Annotated in this window: 30 protein-coding genes; 6 read left to right on the top strand and 24 right to left on the bottom strand. The window is 51.4% G+C overall.

Going from position 1 to position 24,181, the window contains the following annotated elements:
• Positions 1-2: 2 nt before the first annotated feature.
• The 12 genes from HNR50_RS09665 to HNR50_RS09720 form a co-directional block, all read right to left on the bottom strand.
• Positions 3-1,175: an NADH-quinone oxidoreductase subunit D gene (locus HNR50_RS09665; RefSeq protein ID WP_184746403.1), complete on the bottom strand. Its 1,173-nt coding sequence runs from the start codon at positions 1,173-1,175 to the stop codon at positions 3-5.
• The gene (locus HNR50_RS09670; RefSeq protein WP_184746405.1) at positions 1,169-1,705 is read right to left on the bottom strand and encodes an NADH-quinone oxidoreductase subunit C; all 537 of its coding nucleotides are present in this window, start codon (positions 1,703-1,705) and stop codon (positions 1,169-1,171) included. The genes HNR50_RS09665 and HNR50_RS09670 overlap by 7 nt, the downstream gene beginning before the upstream one ends.
• A gap of 9 nt (positions 1,706-1,714) precedes the next feature.
• On the bottom strand, positions 1,715-2,371 hold the full coding sequence (nuoB, locus tag HNR50_RS09675; RefSeq protein ID WP_221439850.1) for an NADH-quinone oxidoreductase subunit NuoB: 657 nt from the start codon (positions 2,369-2,371) through the stop codon (positions 1,715-1,717).
• Positions 2,372-2,381: 10 nt separating this feature from the next.
• Positions 2,382-3,314 carry a respiratory chain complex I subunit 1 family protein gene (locus tag HNR50_RS09680; protein ID WP_184746407.1) on the bottom strand — a complete coding sequence of 311 codons (933 nt, stop codon included), beginning with the start codon at positions 3,312-3,314 and terminating at the stop codon, positions 2,382-2,384.
• Positions 3,314-6,550, bottom strand: a complete 3,237-nt coding sequence (locus tag HNR50_RS09685; RefSeq protein WP_184746409.1) for a proton-conducting transporter transmembrane domain-containing protein — start codon at positions 6,548-6,550, stop codon at positions 3,314-3,316. The genes HNR50_RS09680 and HNR50_RS09685 overlap by 1 nt, the downstream gene beginning before the upstream one ends.
• A complete protein-coding gene (locus tag HNR50_RS09690; RefSeq protein ID WP_221439851.1) occupies positions 6,544-6,900 on the bottom strand; it encodes a sodium:proton antiporter in 357 nt (118 codons plus the stop codon). Before HNR50_RS09690 ends, HNR50_RS09685 begins: the two co-directional genes overlap by 7 nt.
• On the bottom strand, positions 6,897-7,598 hold the full coding sequence (mbhE, locus tag HNR50_RS09695; protein ID WP_184746411.1) for a hydrogen gas-evolving membrane-bound hydrogenase subunit E: 702 nt from the start codon (positions 7,596-7,598) through the stop codon (positions 6,897-6,899). The genes HNR50_RS09690 and mbhE overlap by 4 nt, the downstream gene beginning before the upstream one ends.
• A complete protein-coding gene (locus tag HNR50_RS09700) occupies positions 7,591-7,860 on the bottom strand; it encodes a Na(+)/H(+) antiporter subunit B (RefSeq protein WP_184746413.1) in 270 nt (89 codons plus the stop codon). Before HNR50_RS09700 ends, mbhE begins: the two co-directional genes overlap by 8 nt.
• Positions 7,857-8,198 carry a monovalent cation/H(+) antiporter subunit G gene (gene mnhG, locus HNR50_RS09705; RefSeq protein WP_184746415.1) on the bottom strand — a complete coding sequence of 114 codons (342 nt, stop codon included), beginning with the start codon at positions 8,196-8,198 and terminating at the stop codon, positions 7,857-7,859. The genes HNR50_RS09700 and mnhG overlap by 4 nt, the downstream gene beginning before the upstream one ends.
• A gap of 1 nt (position 8,199) precedes the next feature.
• Positions 8,200-8,460: an MrpF/PhaF family protein gene (locus tag HNR50_RS09710; RefSeq protein WP_184746417.1), complete on the bottom strand. Its 261-nt coding sequence runs from the start codon at positions 8,458-8,460 to the stop codon at positions 8,200-8,202.
• Entirely contained in the window at positions 8,453-8,950 is a 498-nt protein-coding gene (locus HNR50_RS09715) for a Na+/H+ antiporter subunit E (protein ID WP_184746419.1), read from the bottom strand. The genes HNR50_RS09710 and HNR50_RS09715 overlap by 8 nt, the downstream gene beginning before the upstream one ends.
• Positions 8,951-9,062: 112 nt before the next feature.
• Positions 9,063-9,584, bottom strand: coding sequence for a DUF1801 domain-containing protein (locus HNR50_RS09720; protein ID WP_221439852.1), 522 nt, complete (start codon positions 9,582-9,584; stop codon positions 9,063-9,065).
• 67 nt (positions 9,585-9,651) lie between these two features.
• On the opposite strand from HNR50_RS09720, the gene HNR50_RS09725 reads away from it, so the two are divergent.
• Genes HNR50_RS09725 through HNR50_RS09735 form a run of 3 tightly spaced genes read left to right on the top strand, consistent with a single transcriptional unit; the run spans position 9,652 to position 12,262 of the window.
• Positions 9,652-10,587, top strand: a complete 936-nt coding sequence (locus HNR50_RS09725; RefSeq protein ID WP_184746421.1) for an ABC transporter ATP-binding protein — start codon at positions 9,652-9,654, stop codon at positions 10,585-10,587.
• Positions 10,584-11,441 (top strand): ABC transporter permease, encoded by an 858-nt coding sequence (locus HNR50_RS09730; protein ID WP_184746423.1) that lies wholly within the window; start codon positions 10,584-10,586, stop codon positions 11,439-11,441. The genes HNR50_RS09725 and HNR50_RS09730 overlap by 4 nt, the downstream gene beginning before the upstream one ends.
• Positions 11,438-12,262, top strand: coding sequence for an ABC transporter permease (locus HNR50_RS09735; RefSeq protein ID WP_184746425.1), 825 nt, complete (start codon positions 11,438-11,440; stop codon positions 12,260-12,262). Before HNR50_RS09730 ends, HNR50_RS09735 begins: the two co-directional genes overlap by 4 nt.
• On the opposite strand, the gene HNR50_RS09740 is transcribed toward HNR50_RS09735, so the two are convergent.
• Entirely contained in the window at positions 12,252-12,998 is a 747-nt protein-coding gene (locus tag HNR50_RS09740; protein WP_184746427.1) for a type 2 periplasmic-binding domain-containing protein, read from the bottom strand. The two genes, HNR50_RS09735 and HNR50_RS09740, sit on opposite strands and share 11 nt — an antisense overlap.
• Positions 12,999-13,207: 209 nt before the next feature.
• Between HNR50_RS09740 and HNR50_RS09745 the strand changes: the two genes are divergently transcribed.
• From HNR50_RS09745 to HNR50_RS09755, 3 genes are all read left to right on the top strand, one after another.
• Complete coding sequence (locus tag HNR50_RS09745; protein ID WP_184746429.1) at positions 13,208-13,522, top strand: hypothetical protein; 315 nt, start codon at positions 13,208-13,210, stop codon at positions 13,520-13,522.
• Between the two features lie 96 nt (positions 13,523-13,618).
• Entirely contained in the window at positions 13,619-13,774 is a 156-nt protein-coding gene (locus tag HNR50_RS09750; RefSeq protein ID WP_184746431.1) for a hypothetical protein, read from the top strand.
• Complete coding sequence (locus tag HNR50_RS09755) at positions 13,771-14,937, top strand: M20/M25/M40 family metallo-hydrolase (RefSeq protein WP_184746433.1); 1,167 nt, start codon at positions 13,771-13,773, stop codon at positions 14,935-14,937. Before HNR50_RS09750 ends, HNR50_RS09755 begins: the two co-directional genes overlap by 4 nt.
• 11 nt (positions 14,938-14,948) lie before the next feature.
• Here the strand turns inward: HNR50_RS09755 and HNR50_RS09760 are convergent, their stop codons facing one another.
• The 11 genes from HNR50_RS09760 to HNR50_RS09805 all read right to left on the bottom strand — a co-directional run bounded on the left by HNR50_RS09760 (position 14,949) and on the right by HNR50_RS09805 (position 24,165).
• Complete coding sequence (locus tag HNR50_RS09760) at positions 14,949-15,689, bottom strand: ABC transporter permease (protein WP_184746435.1); 741 nt, start codon at positions 15,687-15,689, stop codon at positions 14,949-14,951.
• Entirely contained in the window at positions 15,689-16,423 is a 735-nt protein-coding gene (locus tag HNR50_RS09765) for an ABC transporter ATP-binding protein (RefSeq protein ID WP_184746437.1), read from the bottom strand. Before HNR50_RS09765 ends, HNR50_RS09760 begins: the two co-directional genes overlap by 1 nt.
• Before the next feature lie 5 nt (positions 16,424-16,428).
• Positions 16,429-17,025, bottom strand: a complete 597-nt coding sequence (locus HNR50_RS09770) for a UbiX family flavin prenyltransferase (protein ID WP_184746439.1) — start codon at positions 17,023-17,025, stop codon at positions 16,429-16,431.
• Positions 17,015-17,905, bottom strand: coding sequence for a UbiA-like polyprenyltransferase (locus HNR50_RS09775; protein ID WP_184746441.1), 891 nt, complete (start codon positions 17,903-17,905; stop codon positions 17,015-17,017). Before HNR50_RS09775 ends, HNR50_RS09770 begins: the two co-directional genes overlap by 11 nt.
• Positions 17,892-19,346 carry a menaquinone biosynthesis decarboxylase gene (locus tag HNR50_RS09780; RefSeq protein ID WP_184746443.1) on the bottom strand — a complete coding sequence of 485 codons (1,455 nt, stop codon included), beginning with the start codon at positions 19,344-19,346 and terminating at the stop codon, positions 17,892-17,894. The genes HNR50_RS09775 and HNR50_RS09780 overlap by 14 nt, the downstream gene beginning before the upstream one ends.
• Complete coding sequence (locus tag HNR50_RS09785) at positions 19,346-20,203, bottom strand: ABC transporter substrate-binding protein (RefSeq protein WP_184746445.1); 858 nt, start codon at positions 20,201-20,203, stop codon at positions 19,346-19,348. Before HNR50_RS09785 ends, HNR50_RS09780 begins: the two co-directional genes overlap by 1 nt.
• A 95-nt stretch (positions 20,204-20,298) precedes the next feature.
• Complete coding sequence (locus HNR50_RS09790) at positions 20,299-22,020, bottom strand: GGDEF domain-containing protein (protein ID WP_221439853.1); 1,722 nt, start codon at positions 22,018-22,020, stop codon at positions 20,299-20,301.
• 50 nt (positions 22,021-22,070) lie between these two features.
• A complete protein-coding gene (locus HNR50_RS09795; protein ID WP_184746447.1) occupies positions 22,071-22,655 on the bottom strand; it encodes a hypothetical protein in 585 nt (194 codons plus the stop codon).
• A 15-nt stretch (positions 22,656-22,670) separates the two neighbouring features.
• A complete protein-coding gene (locus tag HNR50_RS09800; RefSeq protein WP_184746449.1) occupies positions 22,671-23,252 on the bottom strand; it encodes a hypothetical protein in 582 nt (193 codons plus the stop codon).
• Positions 23,253-23,290: 38 nt separating this feature from the next.
• Complete coding sequence (locus HNR50_RS22600) at positions 23,291-23,416, bottom strand: hypothetical protein (protein ID WP_281389081.1); 126 nt, start codon at positions 23,414-23,416, stop codon at positions 23,291-23,293.
• Positions 23,417-23,724: 308 nt separating this feature from the next.
• Complete coding sequence (locus HNR50_RS09805; protein ID WP_184746451.1) at positions 23,725-24,165, bottom strand: ADP-ribosylglycohydrolase family protein; 441 nt, start codon at positions 24,163-24,165, stop codon at positions 23,725-23,727.
• Positions 24,166-24,181 lie beyond the last annotated feature (16 nt).

Raw genomic sequence — 24,181 nt, forward strand, 5'->3', positions numbered from 1 at the left:
TCTTACCTCTCTATTTCCGGCGGATAGGTGTGCAGACTGACCATTAAACCGGCCGTATCGGCGATATTGGTCCTGATGGCCAGATGCTCCATAAGAGCCACGGCATGGGTGTAGGAGGGGCCTCTCACATAGGTCCGCCTCGGCTTGTCCGATCCGTCGGACTGAACGTAGAATCCGTATTCCCCTCTGGTGCATTCGGCCCGTTTGTAAGTGTGTCCGGCGGGGATTCGCCAGTGGAGAACGTTGGGCAGTTTGGTGAAGAAAGGCCCTTCCTTCGGCATCTTCTCCACGATCTGCCTGATCAGGTCTATGGACTGGTACATCTCCCTGATCCGCACTTCGCATCGACCGTAGGCATCGGATTTTGTTCCCGTAACGACATCGAAGTCCAGTTTGTCATAGACGAGATAGGGCGAATCCTTCCTGATATCCCTTTTGACTCCCGCCGCTCTGGCATTGGGGCCGGTTATGCCGTATTTATCCACCATGTCGGGCGTAATGATTCCCAGACCTTTGGCCCTCATTTTAAAGACGGCGTTGTGCATCATGGCCAGTTCCACATCGTCGAGGGTCTTCTCAACGGTTTTGAGCGTATCAAGAAGCTTATTGATCCATCCGGGGGGGAAATCGGCCCGGACGCCTCCGGGAAGCATGTACATGTGGTAGATTCTTCCGCCGGTCAGCTCCTCGAAGAGGTCGAGCATATAGTCGCGGAGGGTGACGGTCCACTGGCCGATGGTTCCCATGCCGAAGGAACCCGCCTGGCCGCCGATCCACATGAGGAAACTGGTCAGCCTGGCCATTTCCAGGTTGAGAGTCCGGATCCATTCGGCCTGTTCGGGGATTTGTATTCCCGCCAGCTCTTCGGTGCACGCCGCGAAAAGGTATTCGTTGAAATCCGGTTCGGGCACGCAGATACGGCAGACTACGGGAAAACACTGGATGTATTTTCTCCGCTCCATCAGCTTTTCAAATCCTCTGTGGAGATAGCCCACATGGGTTTTGCAGTCTATGATCTCGTCTCCGCAGATCGTCAGCTCCAGCGACATGTTTCCGGTAATTCCCGGGTGCTGGGGACCCTGCCAAACCCTGAGGTACTTGCCCGATGAAAGGTCGTACCGGCTTTTTCCGTCCACTAGGGGAGGAAACTTGCTGTTTTCTTTTTCTTTTACCATGTTTCCGCCTCGCTGGGATAAAGATTTTCTTTCATATACTCCCTCGGATCGTGCGACTCTCTTCCGGGCCGCGGGTAATAGGTTTTGTCCGAGTATTCTTTCGTGTCGAAATCGCGCCGCATGGGGGGGATGTCCTCCCAGCCCTCGAGGGCGAAGTTCTCATAGAGCCCGGGGCTTCCGGGGAACTCTACGCCGTACATCTCCCGCATCTCCTGCTGATAAGTGGCCGCCGCCGGCCAGAGGTGATGGATCGACTCCATCTGAACATTCTCCCGGGCGATCTTCACAACCACTCCCATATCGTGATGCTTCTCGTAATTGTGGAGCATATAAGTCAAATGAAATTCGTTCTTCTCCAGGTGATCGACGACTGTAAAAAACACCAGATGGGTGTAGCCGTATCGCTCCTTCAGGGCGCTGACCACTGCGACAGCATGCTCTTTCGAGGCTGTTATAAAGTGGAGATCCGCTCTCTGTTCCACCAGATCTGAGACCTGGAATTGTCTGGATAATTCATTAAATTCAGTCATGTTTTCTCCCTACCAGTTGTAGTCCGGCATATTCCAGTCTTTGATGATTTTCTTCTGGTTCCCTTTGTACCATTCGAAATTTTCCGCATACTTGTTGGCGTTCTCACCTTTGCCGTCTTTAATGAGCTTTTTCAGCTCGTTGATTCCGGCGAGGAGAGCTTCGGGTCTGGGCATGCATCCGGCGATGTAGACATCCACCGGTATATAGTGGTCCAGTCTGTTTATCGTGTTGTAGCTGTCCCAGTACATGCCGCCGTTGACTGTGCAGCTTCCCAGTCCCAGAACGAACTTGGGGCCCTGCATCTGCTCGTAGGAGCGGACGATTCTCTTCATGGTTTTGACCGAGGCGTAACCTCCGATGATGAAGAGGCCGGCCTGGCGCGGCGTCGGCCTGGGCTGAACGCCATACTGATACATGTCGTAGCGGCTGGTCATAAGAGGGCGGAGCTCGATGGCTCCGCAGCCCGTACCGAAGCCGAGAATCCAGAGGGATTCGGATCGGGCCCAGTTGAGAAATTTCTCCCAGATGCCCCGGTAGGGGGCGTCGACCTGAGGCGCGGCGTCGCAGAACAGGGCTTTTTCCTCGTCGGGAAGACCGGCGTTGAGGAGCCTGCCCTGGTCGTTGAAGAGCTGCATCTGGTCCATATCATTCATATTGTCACTCACATCAAACTCCTTAAATCATCTGCTGGATCACAGCTATCAGTCCCAGCAGAGTGGGGACTCCCAGAAAGAACCGGATGGACTGTTCGGTCCGGAACCGGGGGAATGACACACCGACAAAGACCACGTAGAGGTAGATGAGGAAGGTCTTCATGATCATGATTCCCAGGGCGATGAATATATTGGGATGGGCCGCTCCGCCGAAAAAGAGGTTCATAAAGAGAACCATTTTCGCGCCGTTGAAGATGGCCCGGTTTGTCTGCAGCATCCCCAGGAATGAGGAATGCATTTCCGTCGGCGGCCCGATGGGAATTTCCTGCGGCGCGATGACGATCGAGAAGGGATTGTTCATGGACATTCCCAGGAAGGCCAGCATGCCGGCGGCCATGGCGAAGGGGTTGGTAAAGGCCACCCAGTTCTGCCATCCTCCCTGCTGGGCCGCGACGATCTCCGTAATGGAGAAGCTGCCGTACTGGGCGGCGACGGCGATAACCGCCAGCGAGAAGGGAAGTTCGAAAGCCGTCATCTGGGCCAGACCCCTGGCGACCCCGATGGGGCTGTAGGGGTGTCCGCTTTCTCCGGCTCCCAGTGCCATTCCCAGCTGTCCGAAGAATATAAAATACATGACGAGCAGCACATCGCCGGAAAAGCTGAAGTTGGCGAAAATTTTCGATCCGAAGATGACGGGGATGAAGAAATAGGTTCCCAGACCGCCGGCCAGCCGGAAGACCGGGCCGAGGTAGAACATGATCCCGTGGGTGACTCCGCTTCTCCGGGCGTTGTTTTTTATTATATCGATATAGGGCTGCCAGACCGGCTGGCCTATACGTCCCTGTACCTTGGCCCTTACCCTTGCCATCGTTCCCAGAAGAAGAAGGGAATAATTGAGTATCACGAAGAAGGATATGAGGGTGTACAGGGCTTTGGTTAAAATTGATGTTAACATCAGAATGTCCCTCCTGCCAGAAGATGGAATAGTATGACGAAGATGATTATGTGAAAGGCGTAGGTCTGGGCGTTGCCCGAATAAATCCTGCGCACCAGTCCGCCGAATGCGTCTGTCGACTTCCTTATCATGGTCCAGAACCTCTCGGCCCGCACTTCGACCAGGAAGCCGAGAGCCTTCTGATAGTGGGAGAAGAAGTTATAGGCATAATGTGTCGTTTCCGGTTTGTAGGGCCGTTCGGCGGCGAAAACGATGTTGAACTGTTTCACTTTCTGGATTCTGCTGTTCACGATCATCAGCCAGGCCAGGGGAATCAGAAAAACTCCCATGGTGACGTACATGACTGCCGAGCCGTTCCAGTAGCCCAGGGACGACAGAACCGTGGAGCCCTGCCATGCCACGCCTTCCGCCGCTGCGGGATAAACCATTTCGACAGCGGCCTGGAGCGGTTTGATCAGCAGAGAGGGGAACATGGAGAATCCCATAATGGCCATCATGAAAATCGCCTGGGGGATTAGGCCCCAGATCGGCGCTTCCTTGATGTTCTCAAACATGCCGGTTTTAGGCTGCCCCAGGAAAATCGTGTGGATCAGCCGGAACAGATAGAGGAAGGCGACGCCCGATGAGAACATGGCCAGTCCCGCGTGGAGATACCAGCCCTTCTCCATAAGCGAAGAGTAAAGCAGCCACTTGCCGCCGAATCCCGTCAGCGGCGGCACGCCGGAAAGGGCGATAATCGCCAGAAGCACGGAGATAAAGCTGATGGGCATCTTCTTTATCAATCCTCCCATCTGATACATGAGCCGGGTTCCCGTCCTCATGATAACGCCGGCTATGGCCATGAAGAGGAGCCCTTTGAACAGGAGATGGGTCACCGCCAGATAGAGAGCTGTCACCCAGCCCAGATGGGACTGGATGCTGAAGGCCAGTATCATATAGCCGATCTGCCCCATGGAAGAATAGGCCAGAGTGTATTTGATATCCTCCTGGAAGAGAGCCATCATAGCTCCGGCGAGGGCGGTAACGACGCCGATCCATCCCAGAATGGCGTTGATGTCGATCGAGGCGAGAAAGGCATTGCCCGCGCCGGGAAAGAATGTCTGTCCGTAGATTCCCGCCGTAATAAAGAGAACGAAAAGTCCCGCTTTGCTGAGAACCGAACTGAGAAAGGTCGAAACTTCATCCTCCGCTTCCGCATAAGCGCCGGGAAGCCAGATATGAAACCCGATCGCGCCCATTTTGATCAGAAGGCCTATAGCGAAAATCAGTCCTGTAAGCGGACCTCTGAATCCGTCGGCCAGCGCGTACATGATCATAAAAGCTCCGGCGAGGGAAAACATGATGTAACGGAGAGAAGCCCTTGAGGCCTGTCGTCCCCGGATAACCAGAAAGAAGGAGGAGACAGTCATCATTTCCCAGGAAAAGAAGAATCCGAGGGAGCTCTTGAAAACCAGGAGGTTCCCCAGCGAGAGGATCATCATCACCAGAAAGGGGAGAAGCCCCGGTCTCTTATCTCTTTTATTGAAGAGCAGGAAGAGCTGGACCAGTGAACCGGCAATGAAAACAGCGCCGAATATAAGCGTCATGTTGTTCAGATCGCCGTAGATGAGATAAGCGTATCCGCCGAGACCCGCCATGGCCAGAATATTTTTCACGGCGAAAGGCAGAGCTATAAGATCAAAAAGGGCATAGAGGGCCAGTGCCGCGAGGGGCAGGAGAAGCCGTTCCTGACCGTCTGACAGGCTGAAGAAAGCCCAGACCAGTCCGAGCGATGTCAGAATGATGATGCTGAGAACCGGAGCAAGAATCTGCCAGGCCGGTTTTATGGTCAGGCTGGCCGGTGCGGGAGCCGCTTCCGGTGCAAAATCTTCCGGAACCTGAGGAGCGATAACGTCTCCGGCATCCTCACCGTGAGCCTGGGTTCTGATAAACCAGCGGAAGAGGTAATACACTTCCAGGAGAGAACCGATCAGAATGACGGCGATTCCGCCGATGTTTCCGGCGGCGCCGAAAGAGGTTATGACAGCCCATTTCGCCCAGAATCCCGGGAAGGGGGGCAGAGCCGTCAGGGCGAGAACGGCCATTCCTGCCGGAATGAGCCAGCCCCTGTTGCCGCGGTAGTCCCCTTCTTTCGATGATTTGTGAAGTGCGTCTTTTTTGAGGAATTCCGTCAGCCAGAAAAGAGCGCTTTTTGCCAGAGCGTGATTGATCAGCAGAGCCAGCGCAATCACTTCAATTGTATCCAGGCGGAGCATCGATGCGATAATCGATAATCCCCTTTCTTCCGAAAAGCCTGCCGATGGGCTCAGCAGAACGAAAAGAATGAGACCGGTCTGGGCAAGCGATGAATAGCCGAGCATTCTGCGGCCGCTGGACTGCCGGATGCCCGCCAGATTGGCAAGGAAAAAGGTCAGGCCGGCGATTATAAGGGCTGCATAGACAATTCCGCCGCCGAAAGCCTGAAGCAGAGGCTTTAATTTCATAAAAACCAGAATGAGCGCTGTCGTGTTCATGGCGCTTATGACGGCTCCCGTTCCCGGATCGGCTGATTCGTACACATCGAGAGCCCAGCCGTTAGCGGGAAAGGGTTTCAGTTCTATGAGAATCCCGATCGTCAGGAGCAGGAGCGGCAGGTAGAGGTTTGCCTGTCCGCCCTGTGCCACAATGACATCGAGATTGAGCTGTCCCGTTTCTCTGTAGAGGAAGGCCACGCCTATAAGGTAGAACGCCGAGGAGAGCCCTCCGGCGATCATGTACTTGAATCCCCCCTCGAATCGCCGTTCATCGCGGCCGGACACGAGAAGCCCGTAGAGGGAAATGGATGTTATTTCCATAAAAACGAAGAGGTTGAAGAGGTCTCTTGTCATCACCAGCCCGCTCAAACCCAGAATGAGAGCGAAGTAGAGGGACAATTCTTTCCCCTGCCAGACCGCTTTCTTTACGAAGATCTGAAAGGCTCCGCTGAGTAAAGCGACAAGATAAATCACGGCCAGACCCGTCGCCTCCATCATGGAAACCGACAGGTTGATGGATACGGGCGCTTTGAACCCGGCTGTCTGACTGATAATGGCTCCTGTCTGGAGGATCTGGGCGATCCAGGAGAGACTGGCTGCGAAAAAGCCCGCCAGAACGAGAAGGCTCAGTGTTTTTATCAGACCCTTTCCCGCCTTTTCCAGCACGGGGAGAAGGAAGGCCATAGCCAGAGCCGCTGCAATTATAACAATAGGTGTCACCATTTCAACTCCTTGTGCTCATCGGCATTCATGGTCGGATTATTCTGAACCATCCGCACAGCGAAACTGAGCATCAGCGCTGTAACGGCCAGGCCGATAACGATGGCCGTCAGAACCAGAGCCGAAGGGACGGGGTCGACCGCATTCATTAAAGCCTCTCCCTTCGAAAGAGCTTCATCGAGGATCGGAGCCGTTCCGCCCTTGCGGTAGCCGATCGCCACCAGAAGGATGTGTATTCCCGTGTCCAGGATGGAAAATCCTATGATCATGCGGATCAGATGTCTCCGCGAGAGGATTCCCCACAGGCCGATCGCCATGACGACGAAAGCCAGAATGTAGAGTAATTGCGTCACTTTTCACCTCCTTTGGAGATCATGGCATTCAGTACGGCGCTGAGCTCCGAGCCGACTTTTATTCCCACGAGGGAATAGATGACCGGTATGGCGCCGGCGGAAAATATCCCGCTCCATTCGCCCCTGGGAAGGAACCGGGGATCGAGAAATCCCGCTGCCAGATAAAGGCCCAGAAGACCGATCGCCACATAGGACGCTCCGGCAAGAGCTTCGAGGAGCGAGGTCATGAGGTGGGAAACACCCGGAATGACGCCGCTGAGAAGAAGAAGGAGGGCGGCCGAAGCGATAACGACGCCTCCCTGAAATCCTCCGCCCGGACTCAGGTGCCCATGAGTGAAAATATAGATCCCGAATATGAAGAGTATGGGGAAAAGCAGGGAAGCGCCGCTTGCGAGCAGTTCGCTGGGGCCCTGGGTCTTTTCCCTCTCTTTTTCATCCATCTTCAGCCCTTTGAAGGCCAGCATGATTCCCGCCGCGGCTGCGAAGAGAACCGTCACTTCTCCCAGCGTATCCAGGCCCCGGTAGGTCACGACGACCGAAGTGACCAGATTGGGCGAGTTCAGGTCATCGGCGCCGGAGGAGAGATAGTATTCCGCCAGAGAGGAAACATGAGTCTGTTCTCCCAGGCCTTCCAGGAGGGGAAGCAATATAAGCGCCAGAAGAACCATGGAAACGATAAGAAGGATTCTTTTAAGCATTTTTATCCTCCTTATCAGTCGAGGAAGCGGTAATGCGGCTTATCCGCCTCCAGGCGATCAGGAAAACGACTGTCGTCAGAGCCGAACCTATGGACGCTTCTGTCATGGCGACATCAGGCGCTCCCGCCAGTATATAGATGAGCGAGGCCACGAGGCTGACCGCTCCGCTGGCGATAATGGCTGAAAGTATTTTCCCCGTGTAGAGAGCGAAAACCGCCGAAACGGCGATGACGATACCCAAAACGGCTACGATGTAGATCATTCTTCATCCCTCCTTGCCTTCAGATCATCGCGGGACGATTGGCTCTTTCCCTTGACGAAAGGGTTCATCCCGATGAAATGGGCCGCCCGCGCCAGCGCGTGGGAGGAGAGGGGGTTTGTGAGAAACACGAAAATGATCAGAGCCGCCATTTTCAGTTCCCATCCGGGCTGATGCAAGGCGATCCCCGCGAAGATAAGGGCGCTTCCCAGCGTGGTGGCTTTCGTTCCGGCCTGCATCCTGTTGTAGGTGTCGGGCATTCTGATAAGTCCGATAGCGGCCAGGAGAAGAAAGAGCGATCCGATTATGGCGAGTATTCCGCCGATATATCCCAATATCATATCAAAGCTCCTTTTCCAGATAGCGGGCCAGGGCTATGACCCCGAGAAAACTCAGGATTCCGTAAACCAGAGCCACATCGAGGTAGATGACCCTGCCGAAGCAGCAGGCGAACATGGCAATCCCCGAAAGGGAGATGATGGTCATGGCGTCCAGGGCGACGACGCGGTCCGTCGCATCGGGGCCGGCGAGCAGTCTGTAAAAAGAGAGAACCCCGGCTATGAGGACGATGATTCCGGCTGTGAGAAAAAGCTGATTAACCAAAGATCACCTCCAGATATTTCTCGAAGCCCGAGACGATTTTCGATGTGCTTTCATCGACATCATGAGAGGCGACGTCGATCCAGTGAATGTAGAAGTCCTCCCCTTCGGCCTCAACGGTTATGGTTCCGGGAGTCAGGGTTATGGCGTTGGCCAGAAACAGCCTGCCGAGGCGGCTTTTCAGTTTCGTTTTGACTCTGACGATACCGGGGTTGATGGGGAGAGAGGGCTTGAGAACCCTGAACGCCACATCCAGGTTTGAGAGGATTACCGCTTTTACAAAAACCAGTAAAAAAATAAGAGCGTAAATGATTTTGCGCGGGGCCAGGCTTATCTCTTCATATATCCGCAAACCCGGAAGAGGCAAAAGGGAGAGAAACAGGGCGATGCCCGCTCCCAATGCCAGATCGGCTGATGAAAAAGGATACATAACCAGAAGCCAGATAACCGTCAAAATGAGAAAAGTAGCAAGACGCATTCGAATCGTCTTCATTGCTCCTCCTTTGAAGGACTTCACTTCGATAAATTATTATTTTATTAAATGTTAAATCGTTAAACTGTAGCTGTCAACAAAAAGAGAATTGGGGAGATGGGAGGAAGGATATTCAGCGTGTGGCGGCGACTCTGTAGAGAACGATCCGTTCTAGCAGGTCGAGAGGCAGCTCTTCGTCCCAGGGTAATTGAACCGCTCCCTTGGATGCTTTATAGGCCTTCAATTCCGGGGAGAATTCTTCGATTCCGGCGGGGGTGGGGTAGAAGCCGATGTGGTTTTTATTTCCGGCAAAATGAACGAGGTTCTCTCCCTGATGATAAGTCGGCATCCCGTAGGTCATTTTTTCCGTGGCCAGGGGTGCCGATTTTCTGATTATCTCTCTCAGCTGTTTCAGTTTGGCCCGGCGCTCTCCCGTGAACGTTTCCATATAGGCATCGACTTCCGGGGAGGGCTCCACCTTGAAATAAGTCCCCATTTCCAGCAGTTTCTCCTCAATTTTCTTCATAACCGATGGCCCGAGGCCGTGGAGGGAGGCTATTTCATCAATGGTGAAATTTGTAAAATCGCTGAAGTCTTCTATTTTCAGAGACTCGAGAGCTCTGTGTGCCGGTGCGGGCATTTTCATATCGATCATAAAGTCATTATAGGTTTACAACCGCAGTGTTGCCAAATTCTTCCGTTAGAAGTAGAATTCCACATCTATGAGTAACAACGACGAAATTATGATCAGGGCTGAATCTCTGACGAAGAAATACGGTGATTTTACCGCAGTGGACGGGATCAATTTCTCTGTGAAGAAAGGAGAATCTTTCGGTCTGCTCGGTCCTAACGGGGCCGGGAAGTCCACGACCATGAGGATGATCGCCGCCGTGTCGAAACGGAGCGGGGGAGAGCTGGCCATTCTGGGACAGGATCCCGATCGCGACGGACCCGATATCCGGGCCCATCTGGGTGTTGTTCCCCAGACAGACAATCTGGATACGGAAATCAAGGTGAAAGACAATCTGTACGTCTACGGCCGTTATTTCGGCCTTCCGGGGAAGTTTCTCAGGGAAAAGAGCCGCGATCTCCTGGAGTTCGCCCAGCTGACGGAAAAAGCCGATGCCAAAGTTGATACCCTTTCCGGCGGTATGAAGCGCAGGCTCACAATCGCCCGTGCTCTGATCAACGAGCCGGACATCCTGCTTCTGGACGAGCCTACGACGGGGCTCGATCCCCAGGCGCGCCATATCCTCTGGGACCGTCTCTTCCGCTTGAAGGAAGAAGGGGTGACTCAGGTTATAACGACCCATTACATGGATGAAGCGGAACAGCTCTGCGACCGGCTTATCGTTATCGACAAGGGAAAGATCATGGCCGAAGGATCTCCTGCCGATCTGATTCAGCGTTATTCGAGCCGAGAAGTGACGGAACTGCGCTTCGGATCGGACAGGAACGCCGCCGCCGCGGAGAAACTGGCGGATCTGGGTGACCGGATGGAAATACTCCCCGACAGGATTCTCATTTATGCGGAAAACGGAGAGGCTGTTCTCGAAGCCGTCGCGTCCAGAGAATTCAAACCGCTGACCAGTCTTGTCAGGCGGTCCAGCCTGGAGGATGTGTTCCTCCGGCTGACCGGAAGGAGCCTTGTGGAATGAGTTCATCAGCCATAGAGAAAAAGGCCCTTTCCGGCGCGGCGGCCCATTTCGGAGAACGCCGCAGTTCAAAAGCCGGGATGTTCGGCGCCTGGTATGCGGCAGAGCACCGGCTTCTCACCATGAAGGCTTTCGTCTCCACGATTGTGGCGACGAGCATTTTCAATCCCCTTATGTACCTTTTCGCTCTGGGGGTCGGAATCGGAAGTTATGTGGACAAGGGGTCCGGAGGGGCTCTCTTCGGAGTCTCCTATCTCACATTCGTAGGACCGGCTCTTCTGGCCTCGGCATCGATAAACGCCGTTTTTGAAGAAACAAGCTATCCCGTTATGGGCGGATTCAAATGGACCCGGGAATTCTATGCCATGCATGCGGCGCCACTCCGGCCCGATCAGATCGCATCGGGTGTGCTGATTGCGGCGATGATACGGTCCGTTTTTACGGTCCTGGTTTTCTGGATCATGCTCCGCCTGTTCGGGACTCTTCCCTCCCCGAGGGCTATTCTCGTACTCCCGGCGGCTGTTCTCAGCGGATTGGGAATCGGTTCGGTCATGGCCGCGCTGGCCGCCAGTCTTAAAGATGACGACGGGTGGTTCGCCCTTATCAACAGAATGGTTATCGCGCCGATGTTTCTCTTTTCGGGGACATTCTATCCCCTTGAGCAGATGCCTATTTGGATCCGTTGGATAGGCTGGATTTCTCCTCTCTGGCACGCAACGGATTTCGGCCGGTGGGCGGGATTTGATCATCCGGTTGAATCATGGCTGGTCGTCGTTCACGCAGTCTATCTTATCGGTCTGGCCGGAATCGGATGGTTTCTGGCTTCAAGGCAGTTCGCAAGGAGGCTGGAGGAATGAGTGAAATAAAACGGGATATTCCCCCCCGCTACAGGGGACCTCTTTCCCATATCTTTTCAGGCCGGGCTCACACGGTCGTTCTGCGCTCTCTTTATGCGCTTAAGACATCGGCCTGGTATGTCGTTCTGTCGGGGTTTTTCGAACCCCTCTTCTATCTTCTCGCTTTCGGTCTCGGCGTAGGGAAACTGATCGACGGAGTGACGGGACCGGCCGGTCAGCCCATCGCCTATGCGGCTTTTATCGCACCGGCCCTCCTGGCCACTTCGGCCATGAACGGGGCATTTTACGATTCCACATGGAACATTTATTTCAAGATGCGGTTCGCGCGGCTCTACGAAGGGATGCTGGCCACGAGCCTCGGGCCGATGGATGTGGCTCTGGGGGAAATTGTCTACGCCCTTCTGCGGGGGCTGGTTTATTCAACGGGATTTCTTATCGTCATGTACGCCATGGGACTGGTTCTCTCTCCCTGGGGCTTCCTGGCTGTTCCGGCCGCTCTGGTTATCGCCTTCGGTTTTTCCGCCTGCGGGATGGCCGTAACGAGCTATCTGAAAAACTTTCAGGAGATGGACTGGCTGAATTTTATCATGCTGCCCATGTTTCTCTTTTCGGCGACACTCTATCCCATAACGGTCTATCCTCCGGCCATTCAGTTGCTGGTCAAGGCTCTGCCTCTCTGGCACGGCGTAGAGCTGATCCGCCATCTGACCATCGGTCCTCCCGGCATGGCTGTTCTGGGGCATCTGGCCTATTATGCTGTGATGATCGCCATCGGACTGACATTTACGACCAGAAGACTGACAAAGCTGTTTATGAGTTGATGTCTGGATTTTCCGGTGGATCGACATTCCATGAACGGTAAATTTCTTCGATGAGCCCCCTTTCCTCTTTGAGAAAGCTATCGAGACGATCAATGACATCTTCATGTTCGAAAGTGGAGAGACAGTGGTCTGCCTCGTCAAAAGGAAGATTTCTGTCAAAGGTTATCAGGTTTTTGAAACCTTTCTCCTCTGCTGTGTAGAAGGCCGGAGCAAGAGAAAGATAGGCCGCTTCCAGTCTGCCGCTGACGATCATTGCAACCAGAGATTCATATGTGTCGACTTCGATGAGTCTGAGATCCCCGTATTTAAGATACACTTCGAGCGAGGGGGCAGTATAGCCGCGGATCGTGCCGATTCTTTTATAACTGATGATTGAGCGGCCGGCATTTTCATTTCTGACGATAATACCGTCCAGAACGACCATGACAGGGGCGCTGTAGATAAGCTCGCAGTCAGGAGAATTCCAGTCCGGATTATCGGGATAACGGAAATCCAATAGACCGGCCTGGTAATTGTCGGAAAGGCGGAGAATGGGATAGGGTTTAAACTCGAAGTCTATACCGGATTTCTTTCCGAATGCCTTCAGGATATCCGGTACAATCCCGACGAAATCTCCCGACGAATCTATTCCGTAAAAGGGAAGATAGGAAACTTCTTCCACTCCTATCGAAAAGGTTTCTGAGTATAAAAATATCAGAGGAAAAAGAAAGAACAACAATGCTATTGGATATCTCATTTTTCCTCCTGATTTCCGAATTTAAATATAATCTTTCGTCATCTTTTTATCAAAAAAATGATGGAAACTATCCGTAATATAGCATGACATTCAGGTAATCCTTTTGAGGGGATTATCCATTAATGTAACTTCTAAAAGCTCAAAAGGTCCTGAAAGGGCATATAACCCCCTGGCATGCTTTCTGCATTGACTAAAGCAAGGAGCTTACTATGCCAATAAAAGACGCGGAAAACTACATCAGAGAAATTGCGGTTGATATGGATTTGAGAAAATCTCTCTATGCCTACAGCACTTCAGCTGAAATGATGACTTCCATTAAGGACTCGGGATTTAACTTTAAACTCTATGAATTTGAAGAATCGATAAATCACCTGAAGGTCGAATCTCCCGATGAGGAACAGGCCATCATGCTGGAAGAGATTCTCCTCTGGTGGAAAATGCTCATGTATGACGGGTCTATCTGTGAAGAAGCGAAATCGGCATCCTGTTCTCCTTCCCGGTGTTTTTCCTGCAGCAGCTGTTGAAAACAGAGCTTTGTTCTCCTTTTTCTTCTGAAGTATTACGATTTTCACACTTATTGGGTAAACTGTTCATATAATACGGCTTCAATGGAGGAGCGCATGGACAGCAGGGTGACTGCTTTGAAAGGCGAGTGGTCTTTCGGGGATCATATAGGAAAAATAAGAACGATTCCGGGAATCAGAAGAAATCAGTACAGCATGAATCCCGGAATGCCGTGCCTGTATGCTCAATTGTTCTCCCGGAGCCCTGTTTGAAACTTACGGATGAACAGAAAAACGAAATAATCTCTTTTACAGTCGAACTGGTCCGCCTGGCGGGTGATTCGGGGCATGAAGCCGCTACTGCCCGATGCGTCTACCGGAAGATGGAGGAACTGGGATACGACGAAGTTACGGTCGATGAATACGGTTCGGTTATCGGTATTTTGAAAGGACAGAAAGAGGGACCGGCTCTTCTTTTCGACGGGCATATGGATGTTGTTCCCGTGAGGGATAGAGAAGACTGGACCCATGAACCCTATGGCGCGGAAATCTCGGAAGGTCGGATCTGGGGGAGAGGTACAGCCGACATGAAAGGGGCTCTGGCCGCCATGATCTGCGCTCCCACTTATCTGGAAAAAACGGATTTTTCCGGGAGGATTATCGTTTCGGCTTCTGTGGCGGAGGAGCTGCTTATCGGTTCGGCACTGGAGAAAATCCTGCAACGCTATCGTGCCGATGCTGTTGTCATCGGCGAACCGACAGGTCTTAAACCGGGAACGGCAGAAAAAGGCCGGTCAAGCGTTGAGATGATCTGCAGCGGAACCGTGGCCCACAGCAGCCGCCCCGACCTGGGTGACAATGCGGTTTACCGCATGATGGAGGCCGTTGAGAGGATACGCCGGATGCCGCGCCGTTCTCATCCGCTCCTGGGAGAGGAAGTGATTGAACTTGTGGAGATAACATCGGAGCCCTCACCGGGAAACGGCTCTATTCCCGATAAATGCCGGGTGTTATGGGAATGCCGACTCTTGAGCGGGGAAAGGGAAGAGGAATACCTGGAGAGATGGAAATCGGCTCTCGAAGGAACCGACAGGACCGAAATCAAAATCGCCTCTTATAATCTTCCTTCCTACCGGGGACCCCTTTTGACCATGAAGGATTTTCTTCCGGGATGGATCGGCAGTGAAATCGACCATTCGTTTACGGCTCTTGTCGGCAGATCCTTAAAAAAATGCGGAAAAGCTGTGCATGAATACGCCTCGCCCTTCGGCTGCAACGCCCTTATCAGCGCGGCCCGCATGAAAATCCCCACCGTCATACTCGGGCCGGGGGACATAGCGCTGGCTCATAAACCCGATGAGAGCATTGTGATTGATGAGCTGTTGAGCGCCGCGTCCGTCTACGGAACCATCGCCCGCAATTTTTTAAACTCCTGATCGGCTTCGGTTCAGGTTTTGCTCTCCGTCCATGGGCAGAGTAGTCTCTGGCCGAGGTTGACCAGTTCCATCAGGAAAAAACCCGCCGCTCCGAGAACGAATATACCCCCGTACATCTCGCCGTAGGCCAGACGCGACCAGGCATCCATGATATACCAGCCGATTCCCGTTCGCGACGCGTAGGTCTCGGTGAGGAAAAGAACGGCGATTCCCGTACCGAGTGTCAGTCGGACCGTAGAGAAAATCCGGGGCAGAACCGCCGGAATAATGAGGTGAAACAGGCTGTCGGAAAACTTTCCGCCAAGGCTTCGGTATGAATCGAAATAATGCCGGTCGATCTCTTTGACTCCGTCGGTGATGTTCAGGTAGAACTGAAAGAAAACGATAAGCCCCACCATAAAGATTTTTGAACCGTTGCCCAGTCCCAGAAAGAGAATAACCAGAGGAAGAAGCGCAATTTTGGGAATCGGGAACAGAAAATACATAACAGGGCTGATCAGTCTGTCGAAGGTTTTGCTGGTTCCGGAGGCTATACCAAGGATGAGCGCGGGAATAAATGAGAAAATAAGCGCGGCAAAGACCCTCAGAAGCGAATATCCCAGGTGAGAGAGGAGACCGGTCAGAATTTCCGGCCGGGACAGTTGTCCCAGAACCACGAGAGGCGACGGAAAAAAAGACATATCCGACAGCCTGCTGCCAAGCTCCCACAGAAGGAGCAGCACCAGCAGGGATATTAAGCGTTTTCCCTTCATCAGCTTCTCCTTTCCAGCTCCCGGCGGACCGTGACACAGTGTTCGAAAAAATCGGGACTCGTGCGGTATCGGTTCCCCGATGGATTGTTCTCCACTCTGTGCATCTCCCCTTTGCTGTTGAGAATATGGATGGTATCGGACAGGAATACCGCTTCCTCGATGCTGTGGGTCACATGAATGACAGTCATGGATCGGCCGCTTTTTTCTTTGAGAGTTAAGAGACGCTCTTGGAGCAGTTCGCGGGTCATGGCATCGAGGGATGAGAACGGTTCATCGAGAAGAAGGAGATCCGGTTCCAGTATGAGGGCCCGTCCGATGGCCAGTCTCTGGCGCTCTCCTCCCGAGAGATTGGCCGGATAGGAATCTCCGCGGTCTTTCAAGTCCAGTTCCGTGAGGATCTTATCTATTTTCACCCTGATTTCATGCCTATCGGTTTTTCTCAGTTTTAAACCCAGCGCCAGGTTTTCCCGGCAGCTTTTCCAGGGAAACAGGCCGAAGTCCTGGAGAATCATGGAGATATCCCGTCTTCCCGGAGAGGCCTCTGTTCCCCCGATGAGAATATTTCCCCTTTGAGGGGCAATGAGTCCCGCTGTCAGGTAGAGCAGACTGGTTTTTCCGCAGCCCGATTTCCCGATGATTCCGTGGATTTTTCCTTTATCAAAGGTGTAATCGAATGAGTTGAAAATTTGCTTTTCCGGCCCGTAATCCAGAGTGACGTCTTTAAGAGTGACCATCGGTTTCAGTCCATCGCTCCGTCCCAGCGCTTTGCCGTCTCCTGGGGAATCCCAAGCAGATCGAGCAGGCGGGATACGGTCCCACGAACCATTTCATCAATCGAGGCGGGTTTCTGGTAGAAAGCCGGTACGGGAGGAAAAATGATACCGCCCGCATCTGTGACCGCGAGCATATTCTTCAGATGAATCCGGTTCAAAGGTGTTTCGCGAGTCAGCAGAATGAGGGGTCGCCTTTCTTTCAGAGTCACATCGGCGGCCCGTTCCAGAAGGTTCGAAGAGAGGCCTCCGGCGATCCGGCCGAGGGTTCCCATGGAACAGGGCGCCACCACCATGCCTCCCGTGCGGAAGGAGCCGCTGGCGATGGGGTGGTGTAGTTCATTCCGGGGATAGGTTATCAGCAGATCTCCCATCCCGTCCAGCTCTTCCGTCCATTGCTCCCAGGATTTTTCCGTTTCAAAAGAGAGAACCTTCCGGGCCTGTTCGGTCAGAACCGCCGAAACCGGAATGTTCATAGAAATAAGAGCGCGAATCGTTTCTATGCCGTAAACGGCACCTGTCGCTCCGGTTATGCCGACGACGACGGGATTCCTGTCAATTTCCATAGAGACCTCCGGGAAGATAGATATCCAGAAGCGCAAATAGAAGAAAGAGGGGAGAGAGCAGCTGATTCAGATGATAGGAAGCCAGGGGAATCCGCTTGATGCTTCCCTTCCTGGCAATCAGCTGCTGGGCTGCGAGAAGCCCGGCCGCCGCAACCAGTCCGATGCCGTACCAGATCCGCAGGGGGAAGAAAAAGTAATTCGCTCCCCAGAAAACCAGCGCCCCGAAATGAGTCAGGGCTGATATATCGAGACCCCATTTCTTTCCGAAAAAGGCCGGAACCGAATGTATCCCCTCATTCCGGTCGTGATCTATATCCTGAACGGCGTAAATGATATCGAAGCCAGCCACCCAGAGAGCCGCACCGGCGGTAAGAGGAAAGAACCGCAGTTCAAAAGCTCCCCGCAAAGCGAGAAAGCTTCCCATAACCGCCGCGGAAGTGGTGATACCCAACCAGTAGTGGCAGAGAAAGGTAAAGCGCTTGGTAAAAGAGTAGCCGAATATGAGAACCAGAGCTACAGGAACCAGAACCAGGCAGAGGGGATTGAGCTTCCAGGCGGAAAAGAGAAAGAGCCCCAGGCAGAATGCCGTGAAAAGACCCAGCTCGAAGGGCTTCAGCCTCCCCGAGGGCAGATCTCTACCGGCCGTCCGGGGGTTTGCTTCGTCTATATGGAGGTCGATAATCCGGTTCAAGGCATTCGCCCCGTTCCGGGCGCCGAATACGGCCAGCAGTATCCACAGAACCTTCATCGGCTCGGGCTTTCCCGAGCTTTCCAGAAGAAAAGCCATAACAGCCAGGGGAAGGGAAAAGATAGTGTGCTCTATCATCACAGCCGATCCGATCAGGCCGATCTTGCCGGCGGCTTTTTTAATCAGTTCCAAGACCCAGTTCCCCCCAGATCGCATCGATCCGCTCTTTCACATCTTCGCTCATTTTAATATCTTCGGGCCACTCCCTGTGGTGGTTGTCCATGGCGCCTTTTTTTGTGGCGTCAATGCCGATGCGCGTCCCGAAACGGGGCAGGGGAGATGCGTGATCCAGAGCGTCGAGAGGTCCCTGGGAAAGGATAAGGTCACGGCCCGCATCGATATTGTTGAAAACTTTCCACATGACGACGCTCAGATTCTGAACATCCACATCGTGGTCGACGACGATAATCATCTTGGTGTACATCATCTGCCCCAGACCCCAGATGGCGTTCAGGACCTTGTGGACCTGGCCGGGATAGCGCTTTTCAATGGAGATGATGGCGCAGTTATGGAAAACTCCCTCAAGGGGAAGGTTCATATCCACGATCTCGGGGATCATTCTTTTCAGCAGCGGCAGAAAGAGACGTTCCGTCGCCTTCGCCATATAGCAGTCTTCCATGGGCGGCTGCCCTACTATTGTCGCCGGGTAGATCGGGTTTTTTCTGTGGGTAATACATGTCACATGAAATACGGGATAATCGTCCGCCAGAGAGTAGTAACCCGTATGGTCCCCGAAGGGGCCTTCTCTTCGCAACGGTTCGGAAGGATCGACATAACCCTCCAGAATGAACTCCGCCTGGGCGGGTACTTCGAGGTCGCATGTGACGCATTTGACCGTTTCCACGGGTTTGCCTCTCAGATATCCGGCGAAAAACAGCTCCGACACACCTTCGGGCAGAGGTGCTGTCGCCGCATAGGTGACAGCGGGATCATCTCCCAGCGCCACGGCGACGGGCATTCTCTCGCCCCTTGCTTTGTATTTCTGATAGTAGTGGGCGCCGTCCTTATGAAGGTGCCAGTGCATGCCCGTCGTATTTTTATCAAAGACCTGAAGACGGTACATACCCATATTCTGGGAACCTGTCTCCGGATCTTTTGTTATCACAAGGGGAAGGGTGAAAAAAGGTCCGCCGTCTCCCGGCCAGCAGGTCAGGACCGGCAGTTTGCTCAGATCCGGTTCGTGTTCGATGACTTCCTGACAGGGAGCTTTTAATACTTTATGGGGAAAGAAAAGCCGTGCCCACTTCGCTTTGGGTAGGAAGCTGGCGAAGTCTATCTTCACCATCTGGGAGAAAGCCCAATCCAGAAGCTCTTCCAGCTCCTGCGCTTTTTCATCAATGGAATTACATCCCAGAGCCAGAGCCATCCGTTCGTAACTTCCGAAAGCGTTTATCAGTACGGGATAATCGGATCCTTTGACATTCTCGAAGAGCAGAGCCGGGCCGTAAGCTTTGGAAACCCTGTCTGTTATCTCGGTGATCTCTAGACGGGAATCCACGGGATGGGAAATCCGCTTGAGATCCTCTCTCTTTTCAAGTTCTTTTATGAAGTCCCGCAGATTTTTATATGCCATCAGTGTATAACCATCCCGTCTCTGGATACATCCAGTTTAAGATCATATTTTGTTTCGTACCAGTCTTTTACGGAATTGAAGTACTCTTCAGTAGGTAGAGTAATCTCCTTGAAGTCGGGCATGGGAAAGTCTTTCGCATCGGGGAGACGGATCGCATCGAGCAGCTGGGGATGGAACTTCTCCGGATCGGCATTAATTTTTCTCACAGCGTCATTCCACGATGCCTTAAGAGCTTCGGCTCTTCCGGGATTTTCATTGAGAAACTTTTCGGAGAAGGCCAGGATCGTCGGGGTCAGGTCCGTATCGGCCTGATCTTTCAGATTGACGAATCCATCAGCCAGGAGGGGCCATGCGAGGCCGTCGGAGAGACAGGCCATGGGCAGCTTTCCGGTTCTCAGCATTTCCAGACGAACCGGAACCTGGGGAACGGCGATTTTTTCCACTTTTTCACCATTAAGAAGGGTATCCACCATATATTCGATAACAGTGTTTTCCGAAATTCCCACCTGATAAACCCCGTCGTTTGCGTGATCGGGGTGGGCGGTAATAAAAAAACGGCACTCCGTGAGAGTGAGAATCTTCAGAGGCGATCCGCTTTTCTCAAAATGGAAAAGACCGATCATATCGCCGGAAATCCCGTCCAGTTCTCCCGCTGCCAGAGCGATATCGCGCTCTTTGGCGCTCATAAAGGGAATGGCTTCCACATCGTCCATCACTATGAGGGGAAGGGCACCGGGATCGGGCATAAATCCGATTCTCACTTTCTTATCCTGATTCTCTGCTTCCTGTTTACCCTTTGCATTAAGTCCGGTGAGAACCAGCAATCCGCAGAGTATTAAACACAACCTTGTTTTCATTTCAGCTCCATAATTGCTATATTTTTATCTAATTGAGAAGTATACAGGATTGGTGAAGATTGCGGAAGCTGATAAATTAATTCGGTTGAATTGAATCAATCGGCTATGACGGCCCGGTTCCGGCCGCTGTTTTTGGCTGAATAGAGGGCTTCATCGGCTCTCTGCAGGACTTCGTCGATCGACTCGCCGCCATCGGAAGTGGTGGCCCCGATGCTGATTGTCAGAGATGGAGCGTCCGGGCTGGACCATGAACGGATACTGGACAGGAGGCGGTCAATGATCCGGCGGAGATCGTCCGGCGTTTCAGGAGAGAGGAGAATGAGGAACTCATCGCCGCCCCATCGGGAAGCGTGATCATAGGGCCGGATCGATTCTATAAAGATCGAAGAAACGGCTGTGAGAACCGTATCGCCCATTGCGTGGCCGAAGGAATCGTTGACTTCTTTGAAATAGTCTATATCGATCCATATCAGTCCGAAAGTCTCTTTCGTTCTGGCGCTCCGCTCATTCTGGCCCTTCAGCCTTTCCGTCATCCCTCTCCTGTTGAGAAGGCCGGTCAGAGGATCGGTTAGCATCAGGTCTTTGAGTTCGGCCGTTCTCGCTTCCACCTGCTTTTCCAGATCGTCTGTATAAAATCGTATCGCATCTGCCATGGAGGCGAAGCTCTTTATCAGGGCGTCGATTTCCCCTTTGCCCGATGGGAGATCCAGCTCTTCGTGAGAATCCTTGCCCAGCCTCCGGGTCGCTTTTTCGAGCGCCCCTATTGGCTTGAATATCTCGATCCTGAGAAACAGGCTCAAAATAATCAGAACTCCGATGAGAATGAGAATGAATATGATTATGGCGGGAATGAATCGGGAGACCGGCATGATTTCCCCGATATTCAGAAGAGAAATTTCGTACCAGCCGATCGTCGGCAGATAGGCTATCCCCGCGAGGATCTGTTCTCCCCCGATTACAGCTTTCAAGGTTTCGATCTTTTGAAGATCATCGGCTTCAAGAAGCTTTTCCATAATCGCATAAGCCTGCGCGCATTCCCCGGGGTCGGTCAGGAGCAGATCGATCGTGTGCTTATCCTGTTCCGGCTTTACAAAACTGGCATAATCGATCATTTCGGGGTCGCGATAGAGCTGTATGGCGCCGTATCTGTCGACGAATAACGTCGTGACGCCCGCCTGGTGAACATTGACGACTTCCGAGAGAAAAACTTCAAGGGGGATGCCCGTGCCGACGACTCCGAGGATCTCATCACCTATATCGCCGGCGATATCCCGCATGAGAATATCGATCCACAAATTGGTTATGCCCAGTTCCGCATCGGGATTGACATTGAGGTGGAAATCCAGACCTTCTTCGATCAGCCTGTAGAACCATATGTCCGCCTCATTTTCCGGATTCAGATAGTAGCGAAGCTCGCTTCCGCTGTATTCATTCTCCGCGTTATTGTGATAATAGGAACCGTTCCGGTTCAGGGCGACGAAATAGCTGTGGGACTGGAACTTCTGACGGTAATTCTCCATCTCCGATAAGGCGGGCTCGAATAAACCGGAATCTTCCGGGTGACGGGCCAGGCTTTGAATGGCTGTATTGCCAGCCATTTCCTGAGCTATGCCGATTTCCCGTTCCAGAGGCTGGAGAATGCGCGCCGAGTCGTTGAGGACCTGTATTTCCACGACCCTCCGCCCCCAGCTGTCCACAACCGATGAGACGATTTTTGCGACGAGAGCGTAAGTCAGGACCGATGCGGCTATGAGCAGCAGGAAAGTGATAATGGAGAAGCGGAATCTGAGGCTCATGCCTTTGCCTGTAGAGAACATATAGTAAAGTTTAGTACAAGTAGAACCATTCTGAAATGGCTGCTAAGTTCTTATTCATTTTCTCCCGATAATCCCAATTCCCTATAGACTAATTGTCTTAACTTTCTGAAAGGGGCATAACTCATCATGGTTTCATCGGTTTCATATTTTTGAATAATCTGCAGGCAAATATATATATTGCCTGTCAAATATTCGTTTTCCGCTTTTTTATATTCTGCTAATAAATTTTGAGATATAATAATATCGTTATCGGAAGGAATCTTCTGGAGAATTTCTTCACGAAGTTCTTTTGCTTCTTTGTTGGTTGGATTAAGTTTAATCGCTTCATTCAGAAGATTTAAAGCACTTTTGTAAGTAATAATATCTTCATCTTTAAGGGTATTTAAAATAATCGAGGCTTCATCGTATAACTCTTTGCATTTTGCTGCATTTTCGGGAGAGATTTCTTCCGGAGCAATTCCGATAATAACTTCAGCCTGGTGAATCAGATCTTCGAGACCCGGCCATGCAGGATCGATCTTAAACAATACAAGAAGTTCATGATAGCCTTCCAGTTGTCTCTCGGTAGGCTCTGCTGAAATAACCGGAAAAGTGAAGAGACTTAGTAACAACAGGATTTCAATCTTTCTTCTCATGCCTTTTTTCTGCCTTCAGAATCCTTTTAAAGAATCATAATATTTTTTGTAGACTAAAGCCTTCAGTTTGATAAAATCAGGATTATTCTCTATAGCTTCATTGTTTGACAATTCTCTTATCGTTGAAAAAGACTTATATAAATCACCATCCATATATTCTTTCATAGCCCTCTCATAGAGACCTCTCAGGCCAGATGACATAATAATAGGTCTATTTCCGCCTTTTTCAAAAAGCATGACATCCTTTAACTTGATTGCCGGAATATTATCCGGATTGAGACATATAGATTCTGTTACCAGATCCATGGCCTGCAATACTTGTATTTCCGTTTTGGTCTCCAACTGCCAGATTTTTAAAGCATCTTCATATAATAATTGACTCTGATTTATACAATACTGATCTATCTTTACCTGATTGATGCCCAGTCGTGATTCCGCTGCGGATAGTAATTCTGATAATCCAGGCATGTCGGGATAGGATTTCCATAGTATGAGCAGGTCATAGTATTCTTTCGCCTGGAGTTCCAACTCTTCCTGAGAATTGAGGCTGAATGTGATTGAACACAATAATAAAAAGATTAATAGTTTAGCTTTCAAAAAACATACCTTTTCAATTCTATCATGCAGTTATATTATTACTCTTTTCCTGTATATAAATCATCTAAATCAACAACTTCAATACCCTGTTTATTTAAGTTGTAGCCGGCTTTTTCAATTGAGATATACATAGCATCAGGAAAGGATTTAAAATAACGGAACATTTCAGTTGGAAATCCTCCTTTTCCTGAAAAATCGGGATGATCAACTATATAAAAATCGGATCCTTTTCTTTCCAGTTTTATCTGAAAATCCGGGACTTCTTCATCCGAGAAAGTTAACCAATGGACCAATCTTCTGTCCGATGTATCAATTCCCGACAGAAACATACATTTGTTTATTACATCGTGGGCGGAAGATAAGGACGTAAGATCGTGATTTTCTTCTTTTATCTGCCAAAGACCCCGTTTCAGACTCTTTTTGATTGTTGCTCGACATATCATAGATTTTACCTTTATCGTTATTCAGCATTTTAAATCTCCTCCAGAGATTTTTCTTTTATCGTCATCATTTCTTCAATAATATTAACATATTTCGAGTCGAGAAATTGGATAGAATATCTCTTTACAATCTCAAGTAAATGAAAACTCAGACGGCTAAGAGCAAATTCTATCATTTCCAAAGGGATCTCATTATAGAAAGCTTCGGCTATTGATCCGGCAATAGCTGCCTGGGTGTCCGCATCACCTCCCAGTGAAATAGCATTTCTTAGAGCATCTTCAAAATTCTCTGACTCGAGAAAACAGATTATTGATTCGGGAACTGATTGCTGACACAACGTAACGGATTGGACAAACGAAGATTTTGAAACTCTGACAAAACTGGTAATCGATAAATCGGTCGAATTCAACTGTCCCATACTTTCCATGCCCGGAGGCGGATACAGCATGAAGACCGCCGTGGATTTATCCATTCGTCACGCCGGTCTT

Source organism: Spirochaeta isovalerica (assembly GCF_014207565.1).
Lineage (GTDB): Bacteria > Spirochaetota > Spirochaetia > DSM-2461 > DSM-2461 > Spirochaeta_F > Spirochaeta_F isovalerica.